This is a genomic window from Nostoc sp. C110 (assembly GCF_043099725.1).
GTDB lineage: Bacteria > Cyanobacteriota > Cyanobacteriia > Cyanobacteriales > Nostocaceae > Nostoc > Nostoc muscorum_A.
Genome location: NZ_CP171148.1, coordinates 2,932,404 through 2,949,298, shown reverse-complemented (window position 1 = coordinate 2,949,298; position 16,895 = coordinate 2,932,404). Strand labels below are relative to the sequence as shown.

Here is a 16,895-nt window from a genome sequence, read left to right as displayed (position 1 = left end):
GAGCGTAGCCATAATTATTTGCGTAGAACGCAGAGAAAATAAAGAGGGATTTTCGCCAATGATTTAGGATTGCTATAGATGCTATAGCAATCTTAAATCATTAATATCTTACTTTAGAGGGAGATACTTTCCTCAAAAAAAATATAAACCTATAAATTTAAAAAATAATAGTATATACATTTAATTCAATGATATTCATTAGATAAATCTTAGTCTTTTGTTAACGTTTACCAGCTATGATGCAAGAGTAGTGAATCATAATAATTTGGATTTAGATATCTAGGGATAATTGTGTCATTCAAAAAAAAGCCCTAGATTTATCTTCCAAGTTACAAAATGTAGCCGAAAGTAACTATTCAACAGGTAAATCTTTAAGGTAACAAGCATGAATTATACTATCGAGTCTGCACGCAACATTTTCTCTAGCACTCAAGTGGCAGATGCTGTTCCAGCCACTACAGCAATGTTTGCTGAACTCAACATTGATGATCAGTTGGCATTTCTCTGGTATGCCTACGCTGAACTAGGTCGTACAATTACTCCAGCTGCTCCCGGAAAAGCAAATCTCCAATTAATGGAAGGTATATTCAACGAAATTAAGCAGATGTCTCATGAAGAACAAACGCAATTAATGAGAGATTTAGCGAGTAATGCTGACACTCCTATCAGCCGTTCTTATGCATATTTTGGTGTCAACGCCAAGCTAGGATTTTGGTGGCAGTTAGGAGAGTGGATGAAAGAGGGTATTGTCGCTCCGATGCCAGTTGGCTATCAAATGTCAACTCAAGTTAAAGCAGTGCTAGAAGCTGTTCAGAAAATTGATCAGAGTCAGCAAATTACAGTACTACGCAATACTGTAGTAAATATGGGGTTTGATCCGTCTCTGGCTGATAAAAAACAGGCAGAAGTCATAAACTTTAAGTTCCCACGCACATCCTTAAGTCCCCAATTTACTATTGAGGGAGTTACAGAACCAACAGTGCTGAAATACATTGAAGCTATGAATGCAGATAACTTTGAAGCTGCTGTTGCTTTATTTGCTAACAACGGGGCACTGCAACCACCCTTCCAAAAACCAATTGTTGGCCGAGAAGCTATCACTTCTTATCTACGAGATGAGGGACAAGGGTTAGTGATGAAGCCAACCAAAGGCGTTTCGGAAACTATCGAAGATGGTTACACACAGCATAAAGTTACTGGTACAGTCGAAACTCCTTGGTTTGGAGGTAATGTTGGGATGAACATTGCTTGGCGATTTTTACTTGATCCTCAAGGTCAAATTTATTTCGTGGCTATTGATTTACTTGCTTCTCCCAAAGAACTGCTTAATTTAACTCGCAAGTAAAATTCATTTGCCTTGTTACAAAGTAATTGTGCTTGTTGAAGATGATGTTTTAAAAGTTTTTTGCTCTCATTGTTAGGAAAGCATTGCATCTTATACCAATTCTGTATAAAGATGCGCCAAATTATATTGCTCGGTTCACCTAAAACCGAGCTTTAGTCATGTTTTAGCAATTTCTAGCAGTTGTTGGGATTGCTCCCTTTAAGCAGTATGTTTTGCGATCGCACTACCATCACAACGATCAAAACTAGCCATTGCAGCCCAAAAATATAAATAAAGTCAAATTTAGTTAGCAAAAGCAGCTTTTACTTACTCAAACCCCAGTTTGCTTTCTCATTTTGGTGTTTTCCGCAAGCAAAAGCAGCTTTTACTTATTCAAACCCCAGTTTGCTTTCTCATTTTGGTGTTTTCCGCAAGCAAAAGCAGCTTTTACTTATTCAAACCCCAGTTTGCTTTCTCATTTTGGTGTTTTCCGCAAGCAAAAGCAGCTTTTACTTATTCAAACTCCAGTTTGCTTTCTCATTTAAGTAGTTCGCGCAATCTGCTGTAATTATCCCTATGTAACAAAAGCTATTGCAGATTTGCCAGAATTCTCTCAGGCTGATTAATACGTAAGTTCTTTAAGGTAAAGAATATTAACCGTACTGTATTACAAGGTGTAGATCATGGCTAGGAGAAAAAGAACTTCCGCAGTATTAGAAAGAGCAGTGCGTCGTGCAGCTAGCATAAACTCAATTGATCCAAGTTTAGATTTAGGCAATGGACTCACTTTACCTGCCTTCTCAACTCTGATCGAAATGATGCGAACTAGAGAAAATGCATATAACAGTGCCCTTTCCAGCTTGGATAAATTGTATCGTGAAATGCTGGAAACAGAAGACAAGTTGGGAGATATGACAGAACACATGTTAATGGCAGTTGGGACTCGGTATGGCAAAAGCAGTGTGGAATACGGTATGGCGGGAGGAGTCCCTAAAAGCCAGCGTCGTAAGGGATTGCGAGGCGAGTCGCTAACTCCTAGTAATGAGCAACCGTCATTTGTTGCCAGTGTGGAGAGCAAGAATGGAAAGACAGCAGCAACAAGTTAGTATGTGTGCTATTACTCAAAATTTGGTCTAGTTTAAATAATTGCGTAGATGCATACTCTTAGGTCGAAGCAAGCTACGCAAAGCCTCTGTCTGCGACACGCTGCGCGAATGTAGAGAAGCAGTTTGTCGTAGACATCGCTCTTTGAAAAAGAGACGTAGCAGTGCTACTAAGCGATCGCATTCACAATTACGCTAAATGTACTGAACCTCTATATCCTTATGAATTAATCAGCGTGTCATGTCCTATCTGGGTAAAGCTAGGCTTAACCCGGTAACTAGACTAAAAAAACTAAACAAAGGTGAGTATGTGGGCATCTTGGGAATTATAGAAGCAAATCAAATTAGCACAACCTCCAGCTTCCAGCAATGAAGATTCCCTATCCCCGCAAAGGTAAAGCGTTCCCCTTACAGATTGTTCTTGTTGTTCCCTTCCTGATCCAAATTTTTGGAGCGGTCAGTTTAGTGGGTTATTTGTCGTTTAAAAATGGACAAAGGGCAGTTAACGACCTAGCAGAACAGTTGATAGATCGCACAAGTGAGGTAGTGGATGAACATTTGAAGTCTTATCTTGCCATTCCACAAACCCTTAATCAGATCAATGCAGATGCCATCCGCAGGGGAATATTAGACGTGCGCGTAGGCGAAGCCCGCCTTAAGCATCGCCAAACCCTTGGCAAGTATTTCTGGGATCAGATGCACGCCTCTGACCTGACTTATATTGGTATCGGGCTAACGACAGGTGAGGGTCTTGGAGCCGCTCGTTATGACGGCAAGACGATCACCATTGATGATTGGACTGCCAAGCCTCCCAATAATACTTCCACTTATGCCACAGATAATCAAGGTAATCGAACTCAGGTTAATGCTCGGTGGGATTGGAACAATTTCAAGGAATCTTGGTATACTCAACCCATCGCTGCTGGTAAACCTATTTGGGCAAAGATTGTAACTGGAAATTATCCTACTGGCCCTTACATAGCTGCTTCTGCCAGTCGTCCCATTTATGATTCGCAAAATCGCTTACTAGGCATGATTGCCTGCGATATCCATTTGTTAAAACTCAGCGATTTTTTACGCAATTTGGATATTAGTAAGTCTGGGCAGGTATTCCTTTTAGAACGGGATGGCACATTAATTGCCAGTTCTGGTACAGAAAAGCCTTTTGTCCTCGTCAATCAAGATATCCGGCGATTACGAGCGATCGACAGTTCTGACCCAATCATACAAAACATTGCCAAACACCTCCATACCTCTGGGTTTGCATCTATCACCCAAGACACAGATTTTCAACTTGAGATACAAGGAAAACGGTATTTTGTCGATGTTGCACCTTGGCGTGACAAGTACGGCTTGAATTGGCTGATGGTAGTGAGCGTGCCAGAAAACACATTTATGGCACAAATTAACGCCAATACGGGCATCACGATCGCACTTTGTTTTGGTGCATTAGTCGTTGCCTCTGTGATGGGCGTATTTACCTCCCATTGGATTGTACGACCGATTCTGCGCCTAAATTTGGCAAGTGAGGCAATGGCATCGGGCAATTTAGCTCAGACAGTAGAAACTGGCGTTATTCAAGAACTTAATACCCTGTCTAACTCGTTCAACTACATGGCAGGGCAATTATATGAATCGTTTACTGCTTTAGAGAAAAGTAAAGAAAAACTAGAAGATCGGGTAGAAGAACGTACTACTGAACTCAAAAATGCCTTAGAGGAATTGCAGCGCACTCAATCTCAAGTTATTCAAAGTGAAAAAATGTCTAGTCTGGGACAACTAGTTGCTGGAGTGGCACACGAAATTAATAATCCAGTCAACTTTATTCATGGCAACCTCATCTATGTGCAGGAATATACTCAAGATTTATTAGCGTTTGTGCAATTGTATCAGCAGCACGATCCCAACCCTGCGGCTGAAATTCAAACCGTTGCCGAAGACATCGAACTAGAGTTTTTGCAGGAAGACTTACCAAAAATGTTGTCTTCCATGAAAGTAGGCACCGATCGCATTCGCCAAATTGTACTGTCGCTGCGAAACTTCTCCCGCATCGACGAAGCGGAATTCAAAAGTGTTGATATTCATGAAGGCATCGACAGTACCTTGATGATTTTGCAGCACCGCCTCAAAGCTAAACCAGAACAACCTGAAATTGAGGTGATTAAAGACTACGGCACTATACCTTTAGTAGAATGCTATGCCGGACAACTCAACCAGGTATTTATGAATATTTTAGTAAATGCGATTGATGCGTTAGAAGAAAATAATATTAAGCGTACCTATCAGGAAATTGAGGAAAATCCTAGTCGAATTCAGATTCGCACATCTGTAATTAATTCAACGTGGTTAGAAATAGCGATCGCTGATAACGGAGTCGGTATATCTAAAGAATTTCAGCAACGAATATTCGATCCTTTTTTCACTACCAAACCCATTGGCAAAGGAACTGGAATGGGTATGTCCATCAGCTACCAAATCATCACAGAAAAACATGGCGGCAAACTAGAGTGTTTCTCAACTCCTGGAAAAGGAACCGATTTTATCATTCAGATTCCTTTCCAGCTAAAGGTTAATGAAGTGGTTTAACACTAATTTGGAATTACCAAGTTACTTAGTGACAATTACGCTAGTCAAGCTTTATAAATATTATGATACATCAGATAGATGGTTGAAGTCAGTAGTTCTATTTATTAAGGAACCTATGCAGATAAATCAGGTAATTGAAACCTACGATCGCGGGGCGGTAGATTATGACGCAATTATGAAGCGTTATTGGCACATTGAACGTGAACCCTTAATTGCTTCTTTGCAGCTTCAGCCAGGACAAACCGTGCTAGATGCTGCGGTAGGAACAGGTCTTAATCTTTCAGCTTATCCAGAAGGGGTAAATGTTGTGGGTATTGATTTTTCTGAGAAGATGATGGATGAAGCACGTAAAAAACGCGTATCCGCAGACATCACCTTCAAGGTATCGGATCTCTGCAATCTTGATTTTCCTGATAATAGCTTTGATGCAGCAGCATCGGGATTTACCCTCTGTGTCGTTGAAGATCCAGTTCTTGCTCTTAAAGAAATCCTACGAGTTACTAAACCTGGTGCATTGATTGCCATTCTCGATTACTGCAAATCGCAAGATCCAGAGATTCAAAAATGGCAAGAGTTAATAGCTGATGGTAGTTCACAGCTAGGTTTTCCCACTGGCAAAATTAAGTGGGATGCATTGATGGATTATGACGAATTGATTTACAACAGCAAGCTGACTATTGAAGTGCTGGCGGACGATCGCACAGACAGTCCAAACCCATTTTTATGTGGTTGTCAATTCCTGCTTAAAAACTCAAAAGGTTAAAGACAACAGTATTGCAGTCTTGTAATTTTATTTTGTAGTAAACCTTAAACTGTAGGGTGCGTTATAGCAATGCTTAACGCACCAACATATTTAGTGTGTTACGGCTAATCATGACTTTCTCAAACTCTCAAATCCTTGCATAGACGTAACAAACTCTACTTAATATTTACTTTCTCAATAGACTGTCAACAATGTAGGACTACATCATTTAGTTTTACAAGTGATTTTGAAACAGTTCTAGAACATGTTGCCAAGCATCAGGAGCAGCTTCAGGATTGTAACTTGGGTGTTGTTCCATAAATGGGTACTTATCTTTGAAAAATCCGGCAAAGAATCCATGTCCGGCATCGTATCGAAATACACGATGATTGATTTGATATTTCTTTAATTCTGCCTCAATTTGCTCGGTTTCCTCCTGGGAAATTAATGTATCTCTTGTGCCAAAAAAGGCATAAATAGTACCTTGAATTTCCGAGATGCGATTAATAGTTGGAGTCTCTTCGCCATAACTAGACGTGGTAATCCCAGCACCGTAAAACGAAGCTGTTGCTTTGATATCAGGGAAAGTCGCAGCGATGTAAGCAACATGACCGCCAAAACAGAAACCAATGACACCGATCGCATCATCTTTGACATTGGGTAAAGTTTTAAGGTAAGTAATGGTAGCTTGAATATCACTTAAGATATCTTGATACTTTACTTGTTGATAGTATTCCAACCCCAGCCTATAGCTTTCTGGACTAAAACCAACATCTTCAGCGCTAAAATCAGCTTCAAAACCGGGAGCAATACGTTGATACATCGCCGGGGCTATTGCTACATAACCTTGTTTAGCGATTAATTCAGTGATATCTCGAATATTGCTATTGATTCCAAAAATTTCTGGAAAAACTATAACCGCTCCAAAAGTTCCATTTTCTGCTGGTTGAGCCAAGTAAGCATCAATTTCTAAGTCATTGTTAGGTACTTTGACTTTTGCAGTATTAATTTTGATGTTTGTTGTTTCTACCATATTTGTTTCGCCTGCTTTTATACCAACTCATTTATTCTGACGTTTTTTGACACCAATGGGCGATGTCTACGAGTATTGCTCTACTTAATAAGCATCGGGTTAAATTAAATATGCGTTATCCAGAACCCTTGTAGAGAGATAACAGTGCTACGTATCTAAATGCAGATTAGAAAAATTTCTAACTTTTGAATAGATGTCATCTCAAACTTCTGGAAGATTCCAAGGGTTTTTGATTTGTGCGACCTTTATAAGGTAAGCATAAAAACTCAAAATTAATAACCACAAGAAAAACAATGCCAGATCAAAGTTTTAGAAAAAATATTCCAGAAGTTGACCCAACAGAGATCGAAGATACTCGAACTGCGATCGCTGATGAACATCACTCCTTTCTTGAAAAGGTTATGGTTAAAAGCGGATTTGCAGATTTGTATGATGCAAGAGACTTTACCGAAGTTGTGTTTCGCGTCATGCGCGACTTAATGACCACAGAAGCAAGCGATCGCGTTGAGTCAGAATTGCATACAGAGGCAGTGCCTACAGATGAAAAAGCACTCCAGTTTGAAGTGGCTGAACTCTGGAAAGACACCAATCCGATTGTGAGATTTTTAAGTCGAATCCGTCAACCTTTAAGAGGCCCGGCTCCCATTGGAATTGATTCCAATCTATTTCTGCGGCGGGTTGCTAATGAAGGAGGGATTCCAGGAACAGTTGACGCAGAACAGGCAGTTAAAGCGGTATTTTCTGCTACCAAAGACGAACTTTCCCAAGAGCGGATTCAGGAAATTGCTGGCTGGCTTCCTGACCGTATCCGTGAGCTTTGGGAGCAAGCTTAAATTAGAAAGCTAGAAAAAGTTAAGTCTGTTTGCAGGTAGCGATCGCAAACAGGCTTTCTATATCTTTATAATAGATTTATTAATTCCCAACCATTAGCGATCGCTTACGAACTATGATTTCTACCATCTCGCGCCGCTACAGCTTGGATGAATATCGTGCGATCGAAGAAAAAGCCGAAGGACGCAGCGAATATCGAGTTCCTAGAAGGAATTAATAAAGTTTTTTGGGCTACAGGTGAATTTGGTGAATTCAAAATTTGGATACATGCATTTGTATCTAGGAGGTAGGCCATTGAATCTCCTCCCGTTCCTCAAAGGGAAGCTGTTCTTGACGTTCAAGCGGCTCGCCTTCCCAACTGCCTATTACTTCTTCAACAAACCTACGAGAGTATCCAGTTCTTCCGGTGTTTTGGTTGGAGACTGTGTGGATTTTTGTATAACAGGTTGAAAGACAATCACTACATCTAATTCTTGGTTGGTAATTTCCGGCGGAAGCTGAATTTGCAGAATTCCATCATCACCAATATATGTTCTAATCTTAATGCTTTCCATAACTGACCTCCAAGTTTATTATATTATCAGTATTTGGGCAAGTTTAACTTTGTTTATAAACCATTTCCATTTTCAACTTTTCAATCTCCAACCTCAACTTGTCATTCTCCATTCTCAACTTAGCATTCTCCTCCCTAATCAACTCAACTTCATTCCTCTTGCTCAAAGCTTGATTAATTGCCAACTTCCGCATATCTAGCGAAAACCAACGCTGATAAGTTTGCGTGTGAACCTGCACACTATGCCCTAAATTATCCGCCGCCGCTTTAATGGGTATCCCCAAAATATGCGCCCGAATTGCCCAAGCGTGACGTAAATCATAAGGTTTAAAATCCAATCCTATCTTGCGAAACCACCAACTAACTCGTTGTGTTAACGCTGTTATCTCGGCATGATTAGTGTTATCTTTTTTAGCGATCGCACTCTTCAACATCTCTAAATATTTCAGATTTCTCAAATCAAAGTCGTCAATCCATTGCCGATGTAATGGTAATGCTTGTCTCTCACCAGTCTTAGAATCCTTATGAACTTTCCATGTCAAGTCTATATTCTCTTGACTCAACCACCAATCAATATCGGGATTAATAAAAAGTTCCCGTGGACGTAAACCAAAAACTGCTAACATTCCATAAGTCCACCGCCAAAGTTGCCAACTATCTTGAAGATTTTGATTAACTTGATTGCCTCTGTTATTTTGATAATCTTCAAACTTGATAATTCCCTCAGATATTTCTGCATCTGTCGGTATATTTCGAGAATTATTCTCCGGCATTTTGGAATATTTAGATAAATCGATGTCGATTTTAAATGTCATGCAAAATGCTGCGATCGCTCTAGCTGCATTATACTTAGCCCATTCCTTATCGATTTGTTCAATTGAACTTATTAGATTTCCAGCAGTTGCCAAATCTTTAGGATTCGTAAATCTCTTGGTTCGGGAAAAGTAATAAAAAAAAGTATGTTCGCTTTTAGTAGTTCGTTTATGAGTTTTAAAATACTCATTCTCAAATTGTTCAAGTAATTCTTCTATAGTCTTAAATTCTTTTTTAATTGCCTCATTACCTAAATATTTATCATTCCATTCAAACGTTTTACGAGCGATTAACTTCCCTAATTCATAGGCTTCTTCCTCAGCCGTTTTGAGTCCATCCAAATTAGAGGGAATATTTAAACTGATATTGTATTGCTTTCTGCCAGTACCATTGCTATCTTTGTCTCCCGGTTTAATTGGTAACGTCGCCCGTAATTGCAGACTTCCATTCGATTCTCTGATTGTCACCTTTGCCTTTGCAGACTTCAAACGCAGATTAACTTTTTCTAATTCTAGTAGTACTTTCGTTCTCATGTGTTCTTTTTGCTGCTGTGCTTGCAGACTTGAGCCAAGAAAACTGCCATCGGTAGATGAAACAGGCTCTAAGTCTGCAAAAGCTTGTTGATACTTGTCTTGACCCTGATTATGCATCGCTGTGTTTTTAGCCTATATTTAGCCTAAAAATAAATGTGTTACCAGCGAACAATGTTTAGAACAGACACTGTTTACTGCAAACATTAGGCTATTTAAAAGAATTAAACCACAAAAAGGATTACTCCGGTCCTTATCACGGTTATGACGGCTTTGCCATCTTCGCACGTGACATGGACTTAGCACTCAACAGCCCAACCTGGGGATTAATTGGCGCTCCTTGGAATGAAAAAGCTCAGGCTAAGAAGGCTGAAGCTAAGGCTAAGGCTGCCGTTTAGGGAAATGGGAGAGTGAGATAAGTAAGGATAACCTGGGGCTAAAACCCCAGGGAGGAGTTGGGAATCCAAAATTCAAAATTGAAAGATTAAAAATTTATTTTGATTTTTGCATTTTGAATTTTGAATCATATTCCCACCTCCCTACTCCCCACTCGCGCCTCAATCAGTAAAAGAATTCAGTAAGCTTGGAGTCCAGAAGAAATGCCTCAGAATCCAGAAAAAATTCAAGATCACGTCGAGTTATTCCACCAACCTGAGTACCAACAGCTATTTGAAAACAAAAAGCAGTTTGAAAATGGTCACGATCCCGAAGAAGTAAAACGGGTTTCAGAGTGGACGAAGGGTTGGGATTATCGTGAAAAGAACTTCGCTCGTGAAGCTTTAACCGTTAACCCTGCTAAAGGCTGCCAACCACTAGGAGCAATCTTTGCTGCTGTTGGTTTTGAAGGTACTCTACCTTTCGTTCAAGGTTCTCAAGGTTGCGTTGCTTACTTCCGCACCCACTTAACCCGTCACTACAAAGAACCATTCTCTGGTGTATCTTCTTCAATGACTGAAGATGCAGCCGTGTTTGGTGGTCTGCAAAACATGATTGACGGGTTGGCGAACTCTTACCAACTGTACAAGCCTAAGATGATTGCTGTCTGCACCACCTGTATGGCAGAAGTAATTGGTGATGACTTACAAGCCTTCATCAACAACTCTAAGCAAGCTGGTTCAGTTCCTCAAGATTTCCCAGTACCCTACGCTCACACCCCTAGCTTTGTCGGTTCCCACATCACTGGTTACGACAACATGATGAAGGGAATTCTTTCTAACTTGACCGCAGGTCATAAGAAAGAAACCAGCAATGGTAAAATCAACTTCATCCCAGGTTTTGACACCTACGTAGGCAACAACCGCGAAATCAAGCGGATTGCTTCTTTGTTCGGCTTTGACTACACAATTCTAGCCGACAACAGCGACTACTTGGATTCACCCAACACAGGTGAATTCGATATGTACCCAGGTGGAACAAAGCTAGAAGATGCAGCAGATTCAATCAATGCGAAAGCTACGATCGCACTGCAAGCACACTCTACCCCCAAAACCCGCGAGTACATCGAGAAAGAATGGAAGCAACCAACCTCAGTTTCCCGTCCTTGGGGCATTAAGGGTACTGATGAGTTCTTGATGAAACTCAGCGAATTGAGCGGTATCCCCATTCCTGAAGAATTGGAAATCGAACGCGGTCGTGCAGTTGATGCCATGACTGACTCCCACTCATGGATTCACGGCAAGCGCTTCGCTATCTACGGCGAACCAGATTTAGTATACAGCGTAGTTGGCTTTATGCTAGAAATGGGTGCTGAACCTGTGCATATCTTGGTTCACAACAGCAACGAAGTATTTGAAGCAGAAATGAAAGAACTGCTTGCTTCTAGCCCCTTCGGTCAACATGCAACTGTTTGGCCTGGTAAGGACTTGTGGCACATGCGTTCACTGTTGTTCACCGAACCAGTAGACTTCTTAGTTGGTAACACATACGGTAAGTACCTGTGGCGCGACACCAAGATTCCCCTCGTGAGAATCGGCTACCCCATCATGGATCGCCACCACCTACACCGCTATGCCACCATTGGTTATCAAGGTGTGATCAACCTCCTCAACTGGACTGTAAACACCCTGTTTGAAGAAATCGATCGCAACACCAATATTCCTTCTAAGACAGATATTTCCTACGACTTGATTCGTTAGAAATTGCGTAGAAACACAACGTGTTAATTAAAGGGTAAAGAAGGGGAGTAGGGAATAGGGAATAGGGAATAGGGAAATATCCAAACCCAATACCCAATCCCCAATTCCCATCCCCAACTCCCCTTTTTCTTGATAGCATTTACCCAAGGAATTTATAAATGGAAACCATCAATCACACTCACGAACATACTCACACTCATCCTCATCCTAATTACCATCCACCTAACCAGAAAAAACGAGGGTGGTTCAACAATCTTCTTAATCCGTTGCGGCGTGTGGTGGATGAAATTCAGGTTAAAAATAATCGCTTCGCTCATCTAATTTGCCAAACAATTCCTTGTTGTTGTCCCTTTGAGCGACAAATTAAATTATTTGGGAAGTCTATTGATATTCCACCACTATGTAAACTCAATCCTTTATATGACGAATTTGTAGGATTGCGTTTCCGCGCTCTATCTTACCTCGCTGATGTATGTGGAGAGGATGTCACAAAATACATTTGCTAATTATTGGGCATGGGGCATGGGGCATTGGTCATTAGTCATTAGTTGTTAGTTATTCAAAGGACAAATGACAAATGACAAAGGACAATTAACAATTAAGAGAAGAGAGATGAAAAGCACCCAAGGCAAAATCAACGAGCTGCTGACTGAGACAGGATGCGAACATAATCAGCACAAACAAGCGGAAAAGAAAAACAAATCATGCGCTCAACAGGCACAACCTGGCGCGGCTCAAGGGGGCTGTGCCTTTGATGGTGCAATGATTGCTCTAGTGCCGATCGCAGATGCAGCGCATCTAGTCCACGGGCCGATCGCCTGTGCTGGTAATTCCTGGGGCAGTCGTGGTAGTCTGTCGTCTGGCCCGCAACTCTACAAAATGGGCTTTACGACTGACTTGGGTGAAAATGATGTCATCTTCGGTGGCGAAAAGAAACTCTACAAAGCGATTCTGGAACTCAAAGAGCGCTACCAACCAGCAGCAATATTTGTCTATGCCACTTGCGTTACAGCCTTAATTGGTGATGATATCGATGCTGTCTGCAAAGCTGCGGCTGAGAAAATTGGTACTCCTGTTGTTCCCGTTATTGCTCCAGGATTCATTGGCAGTAAAAATCTCGGCAACCGTTTTGGCGGTGAATCTTTATTAGAATATGTTGTCGGAACAGCAGAACCGGAACATACAACGCCCTATGATATTAACTTAATCGGTGAATACAACATCGCCGGTGAAATGTGGGGAGTAACACCACTGCTAGAAAAATTAGGCATCCGTATTTTGTCTAAAATTACGGGCGATGCTCGCTACAATGAAATTCGCTACGCCCACCGCGCCAAGCTCAACGTCATGATCTGCTCACGAGCGCTGCTCAATATGGCGAGAAAGATGGAGGAGCGTTACAACATCCCTTACATTGAAGAGTCTTTCTACGGCATCGATGATATGAATCGCTGTCTGCGAAACATCGCCGCTAAATTAGGCGACGCTGATTTACAGGAGCGGACAGAAAAGCTAATTGCAGAAGAAACGGCTGCTTTAGATTTGGCATTAGCTCCTTATCGCGCTCGACTCAAAGGTAAACGGGTTGTTTTGTATACTGGTGGTGTCAAGAGTTGGTCGATTATTTCGGCTGCTAGAGACTTAGGCATTGAAGTTGTTGCTACCAGTACTCGGAAAAGTACTGAAGAAGATAAAGCCAAAATCAAGAAGTTGATTGGCAACGATGGCATCATGCTGGAGAAAGGCAACGCTCAAGAATTGTTACAACTGGTTAAAGACACTCGCGCAGATATGCTGATTGCTGGTGGACGTAACCAATACACAGCTTTGAAAGCTCGGATTCCTTTCCTTGATATCAACCAAGAACGCCACCATCCTTATGCAGGTTATGTGGGAATGATTGAGATGGCGCGGGAACTGTACGAAGCTCTGTATAGCCCGATTTGGGAACAAATACGCAAACCCGCTCCTTGGGAAGAAGAGGAGGAAGTTTAAATGGCGATCGCAACGTTCCTAGATTCGTTGGTGACAACACCAAATTCTCATCTTTTTCTCTCTGTGGACACTGCGTCCTCTGTGGTTCAAAAAAATCATTTTTCAACCGCAGAGGCGCAGAGAACGCAGAGTAAAGAGCTTGCAAATGAGGAGGTAGTTTAATGGCGATCGTTACCGCTTCTAACAAAGCACTGACAGTTAATCCCCTCAAGCAAAGTCAAGCTTTGGGCGCAACTTTAGCCTTTTTGGGATTAAAAGGGACAATGCCCTTATTCCACGGTTCTCAAGGTTGTACTGCTTTCGCCAAAGTTGTCCTCGTGCGGCATTTCCGGGAAGCGATTCCCCTTGCTACCACAGCGATGACGGAAGTCACTACTATCTTGGGTGGCGAAGAGAATGTGGAACAAGCAATTCTGACTCTGGTGGAAAAGGCTAACCCAGAAATTATTGGTTTATGTAGTACTGGGTTGACGGAAACTAGAGGCGATGACATTGAAGGTTTTCTTAAAGAAATCCGCGATCGCCATCCTGAATTGAATGATTTAGCGATCGTTTTTGCACCCACCCCAGATTTTAAAGGTGCGTTGCAAGATGGCTTTGCTGTTGCTGTGGAAAGCATAGTTAAGGAAATTCCTCGCGCAGGTGGACTCAGAACTGAACAAGTCACGGTTTTGGCGGGTTCTGCTTTCACACCTGGGGATGTACAGGAAATCAAAGAGATAATTACATCCTTTGGATTAGTGCCGATCTTTGTACCTGACCTTGGTGCTTCTCTAGATGGACATTTAGAGGATAATTATAGTGCGGTTACAGTCAGTGGGACTACCTTAAAACAGCTACGAGAAGTAGGTAGTTCTGCCTTTACCCTGGCATTGGGTGAAAGTATGCGGGGGGCTGCCAAGATTCTGGAAGAACGCTTTGGCACACCTTACGAAGTGTTTGGCGAACTGACGGGATTAGAACCAGTAGATGAATTTATCCAAGCATTGGCGATTCTGAGCGGTAACAGCGTACCCGAAAAATACCGCCGCCAACGTCGTCAGTTGCAAGATGCGATGCTGGACACTCATTTTTACTTCGGTGCAAAACGAGTTTCTCTCGCACTAGAACCAGATTTGTTGTGGTCAACTGTGCATTTCCTGCAATCGATGGGAGCGCAAATTCATGCAGTGGTGACAACCACGCGATCGCACCTCTTAGAAAAACTCCCAGTTAAAAGCATTACCATCGGCGACTTAGAAGACTTTGAGAGTCTAGCAGGCGGTTCTGATTTGCTGATTGGTAACTCCAATGTGGGTGCGATCGCAAAACGCCTCTCGATTCCTCTTTATCGTTTAGGATTGCCCATTTATGACCGCTTAGGTAATGGTCAATTTACTAAAGTTGGCTATCGAGGCACGATGGAGCTTTTATTTGGCATCGGCAACCTGTTTTTAGAGGCAGAAGAAGCGAGAGTTAAGCAGTTCCAAGAATTCGGAATTGTGAGCGCTGAGTTTTGAATTTTTCTTCAAGAATTCAGGAGTCAGAATCCAGAATTCAGAATGCTTTCTATCTAAGTTGTGAAAATGACTGTTTTAACGAACCGCAGAAGCGCAGAGAACACAGAGAAAAGAATCAACAGAAATTTTCACAAATGATTCAGGACTGGTATAAATATGCAGATTTAGTTTTGCCAGTCAAACTCTAATTACTTCTGAATTCTGACTCCTGACTCCTGAATTCCTTCTTTCCAATTCAAAATTCAAAACTTTAGAGAGGAGAATTACAATGAAAATAGCCTTCACGACGAGCGACCGAGTTCATATTAATGCTCACTTCGGATGGGCAAAAATGATTGATGTTTACGAAATTTCCGATGAGGGATATCACTTCGTAGAAACCCTCAATTTTGAAGGCGAACTCAAGGAAGATGGGAATGAAGACAAAATCAACCCAAAACTTCAGGCAATAGGCGACTGTACGATTGTTTATGTAACAGCAATTGGTGGTAGTGCCGCCGCTCGGTTAATCAAGAAAGGTGTCACCCCAGTGAAGGCGCGATCGGAAGAAGAAGAAATTAGTGAAGTGCTAAATAAGCTAGTGAAAACCCTCAAAGGTAATCCTCCACCTTGGTTGCGTAAAGCTTTACAGCCAAAAACTACAAACTTTGCTGATGAAATTGAAGACGAAGCAACAGTATGACCGCAAATAATAGTGTTAACGGGACCGCTACAACTGAAGTCTTGAACTCGCCTTTTCTGAAGGTATTAATCAAACAAATCCGTGGTCAAGACAGCTATGGAGTTTATCGTACTTGGTCGGATGAGTTGATTCTCAAACCCTTTATTGTCACCAAACAAAAGAAACGGGAAATCTCCGTTGAGGGCGAAGTTGATGCAGTAACTCAAGCCCGGATTATGGCATTTTTTCGGGCTGTAGCTGCTGGTATTGAACAAGAAACAGGTTTGATATCCCAGGTTGTAGTTGATTTGAGTCATGAAGGATTTGGCTGGGCGCTAGTTTTTTCTGGTCGTCTTTTGCTAACCGTGAAAACCCTGCGAGATGCTCATCGCTTTGGCTTTGACTCGCTAGAGAAGTTAGCAGAAGAGGGAGAAAACTACGTCAAAAAAGGTCTTGATTTGGCGAAGCGCTTTCCTGAAGTTGGCAAAATTTAATTAGTCATTGGTCATTGGTCATTGGTCATTAGTAAAAGACACATGACTAATGACAACAGACGAGGGACAAAGGACAAATGACAATTGAGGAAATACAAGCAAAAATCAGACGGCTGAACAGCAAAGCAGGTCAAATGAAGATGGATCTGCATGATTTAGCTGAAGGTCTGCCAACAGATTACAAACAACTTATGGATGTTGCCGCCGCAACTTATGAAATCTATCGCCAGTTAGATGAACTTAAGCAACATCTGAAACAATTGGAGAATGCTAAATGACTGGAACTATTGATGAATTCAAGAAGCTCGTAGATGCAGAAGAATTTTTTCAATTCTTTAATATGTCCTACGACTTAGAAGTTGTGAATGTGCATCGTCTACATATTCTGAAAAAGTTTTCTCAACACATGCAGGAAATTGATGATAATTCTCCTGACTTGAGTCAAGAAGAGAAATTAAATCAATATTCTTTGGCTTTGCAAAAAGCTTATCAGTTATTTACCGAATCGACAGCTTATGAACAAAAGCTGTTCAAAGTGTTTAACGACAAGCCTAAAAATGTAGTCACACTGACAGAAATCACTTCTGATTAGGAGG

16 protein-coding genes and 2 pseudogenes are annotated in these 16,895 nt (G+C 41.5%); 15 read left to right on the top strand and 3 right to left on the bottom strand.

Annotated features, from left to right (window positions below):
• Nucleotides 1–385 precede the first annotated feature (385 nt).
• From ACFFRD_RS18180 to ACFFRD_RS18165, 4 genes are all read left to right on the top strand, one after another.
• Complete coding sequence (locus tag ACFFRD_RS18180) at nucleotides 386–1,345, top strand: orange carotenoid protein N-terminal domain-containing protein (protein WP_392482623.1); 960 nt, start codon at nucleotides 386–388, stop codon at nucleotides 1,343–1,345.
• Nucleotides 1,346–2,007: 662 nt separating this feature from the next.
• Nucleotides 2,008–2,430, top strand: a complete 423-nt coding sequence (locus ACFFRD_RS18175) for a hypothetical protein (RefSeq protein WP_114083667.1) — start codon at nucleotides 2,008–2,010, stop codon at nucleotides 2,428–2,430.
• A 366-nt stretch (nucleotides 2,431–2,796) separates the two neighbouring features.
• Complete coding sequence (locus tag ACFFRD_RS18170) at nucleotides 2,797–5,013, top strand: ATP-binding protein (RefSeq protein WP_392482622.1); 2,217 nt, start codon at nucleotides 2,797–2,799, stop codon at nucleotides 5,011–5,013.
• Nucleotides 5,000–5,776 carry a class I SAM-dependent methyltransferase gene (locus ACFFRD_RS18165; RefSeq protein ID WP_392482621.1) on the top strand — a complete coding sequence of 259 codons (777 nt, stop codon included), beginning with the start codon at nucleotides 5,000–5,002 and terminating at the stop codon, nucleotides 5,774–5,776. Before ACFFRD_RS18170 ends, ACFFRD_RS18165 begins: the two co-directional genes overlap by 14 nt.
• A 214-nt stretch (nucleotides 5,777–5,990) precedes the next feature.
• Here the strand turns inward: ACFFRD_RS18165 and ACFFRD_RS18160 are convergent, their stop codons facing one another.
• Complete coding sequence (locus ACFFRD_RS18160; RefSeq protein WP_392482620.1) at nucleotides 5,991–6,788, bottom strand: dienelactone hydrolase family protein; 798 nt, start codon at nucleotides 6,786–6,788, stop codon at nucleotides 5,991–5,993.
• Nucleotides 6,789–7,081: 293 nt separating this feature from the next.
• Between ACFFRD_RS18160 and ACFFRD_RS18155 the strand changes: the two genes are divergently transcribed.
• On the top strand, nucleotides 7,082–7,621 hold the full coding sequence (locus ACFFRD_RS18155; protein ID WP_392482619.1) for a DUF2267 domain-containing protein: 540 nt from the start codon (nucleotides 7,082–7,084) through the stop codon (nucleotides 7,619–7,621).
• A gap of 113 nt (nucleotides 7,622–7,734) precedes the next feature.
• Nucleotides 7,735–7,818 (top strand): annotated as a pseudogene (locus tag ACFFRD_RS18150) (Uma2 family endonuclease); the annotation flags it as partial.
• Nucleotides 7,819–7,984: 166 nt separating this feature from the next.
• On the opposite strand, the gene ACFFRD_RS18145 reads toward ACFFRD_RS18150, so the two are convergent.
• Entirely contained in the window at nucleotides 7,985–8,173 is a 189-nt protein-coding gene (locus ACFFRD_RS18145) for a hypothetical protein (RefSeq protein ID WP_392482618.1), read from the bottom strand.
• Nucleotides 8,174–8,216: 43 nt separating this feature from the next.
• The gene (locus ACFFRD_RS18140; protein WP_392482616.1) at nucleotides 8,217–9,635 is read right to left on the bottom strand and encodes a site-specific integrase; all 1,419 of its coding nucleotides are present in this window, start codon (nucleotides 9,633–9,635) and stop codon (nucleotides 8,217–8,219) included.
• Between the two features lie 110 nt (nucleotides 9,636–9,745).
• Between ACFFRD_RS18140 and ACFFRD_RS18135 the strand changes: the two are divergent.
• From ACFFRD_RS18135 to nifW, 9 genes and pseudogenes are all read left to right on the top strand, one after another.
• Nucleotides 9,746–9,913 (top strand): annotated as a pseudogene (locus ACFFRD_RS18135) (nitrogenase molybdenum-iron protein alpha chain); the annotation flags it as partial.
• A gap of 201 nt (nucleotides 9,914–10,114) precedes the next feature.
• Nucleotides 10,115–11,650, top strand: coding sequence for a nitrogenase molybdenum-iron protein subunit beta (gene nifK, locus ACFFRD_RS18130; RefSeq protein WP_012407198.1), 1,536 nt, complete (start codon nucleotides 10,115–10,117; stop codon nucleotides 11,648–11,650).
• A gap of 158 nt (nucleotides 11,651–11,808) precedes the next feature.
• A complete protein-coding gene (locus ACFFRD_RS18125) occupies nucleotides 11,809–12,156 on the top strand; it encodes a Mo-dependent nitrogenase C-terminal domain-containing protein (RefSeq protein ID WP_392482615.1) in 348 nt (115 codons plus the stop codon).
• Nucleotides 12,157–12,262: 106 nt separating this feature from the next.
• On the top strand, nucleotides 12,263–13,645 hold the full coding sequence (gene nifE, locus ACFFRD_RS18120; RefSeq protein WP_392483102.1) for a nitrogenase iron-molybdenum cofactor biosynthesis protein NifE: 1,383 nt from the start codon (nucleotides 12,263–12,265) through the stop codon (nucleotides 13,643–13,645).
• A 161-nt stretch (nucleotides 13,646–13,806) separates the two neighbouring features.
• A complete protein-coding gene (gene nifN / locus ACFFRD_RS18115) occupies nucleotides 13,807–15,144 on the top strand; it encodes a nitrogenase iron-molybdenum cofactor biosynthesis protein NifN (RefSeq protein WP_392482614.1) in 1,338 nt (445 codons plus the stop codon).
• Nucleotides 15,145–15,412: 268 nt separating this feature from the next.
• On the top strand, nucleotides 15,413–15,826 hold the full coding sequence (nifX, locus tag ACFFRD_RS18110; RefSeq protein ID WP_179071803.1) for a nitrogen fixation protein NifX: 414 nt from the start codon (nucleotides 15,413–15,415) through the stop codon (nucleotides 15,824–15,826).
• Complete coding sequence (locus ACFFRD_RS18105) at nucleotides 15,823–16,299, top strand: NifX-associated nitrogen fixation protein (RefSeq protein WP_100900532.1); 477 nt, start codon at nucleotides 15,823–15,825, stop codon at nucleotides 16,297–16,299. The genes nifX and ACFFRD_RS18105 overlap by 4 nt, the downstream gene beginning before the upstream one ends.
• Nucleotides 16,300–16,376: 77 nt before the next feature.
• Complete coding sequence (locus ACFFRD_RS18100; protein ID WP_114083656.1) at nucleotides 16,377–16,577, top strand: CCE_0567 family metalloprotein; 201 nt, start codon at nucleotides 16,377–16,379, stop codon at nucleotides 16,575–16,577.
• Nucleotides 16,574–16,891: a nitrogenase-stabilizing/protective protein NifW gene (gene nifW / locus ACFFRD_RS18095; RefSeq protein ID WP_193947837.1), complete on the top strand. Its 318-nt coding sequence runs from the start codon at nucleotides 16,574–16,576 to the stop codon at nucleotides 16,889–16,891. The genes ACFFRD_RS18100 and nifW overlap by 4 nt, the downstream gene beginning before the upstream one ends.
• Nucleotides 16,892–16,895 lie beyond the last annotated feature (4 nt).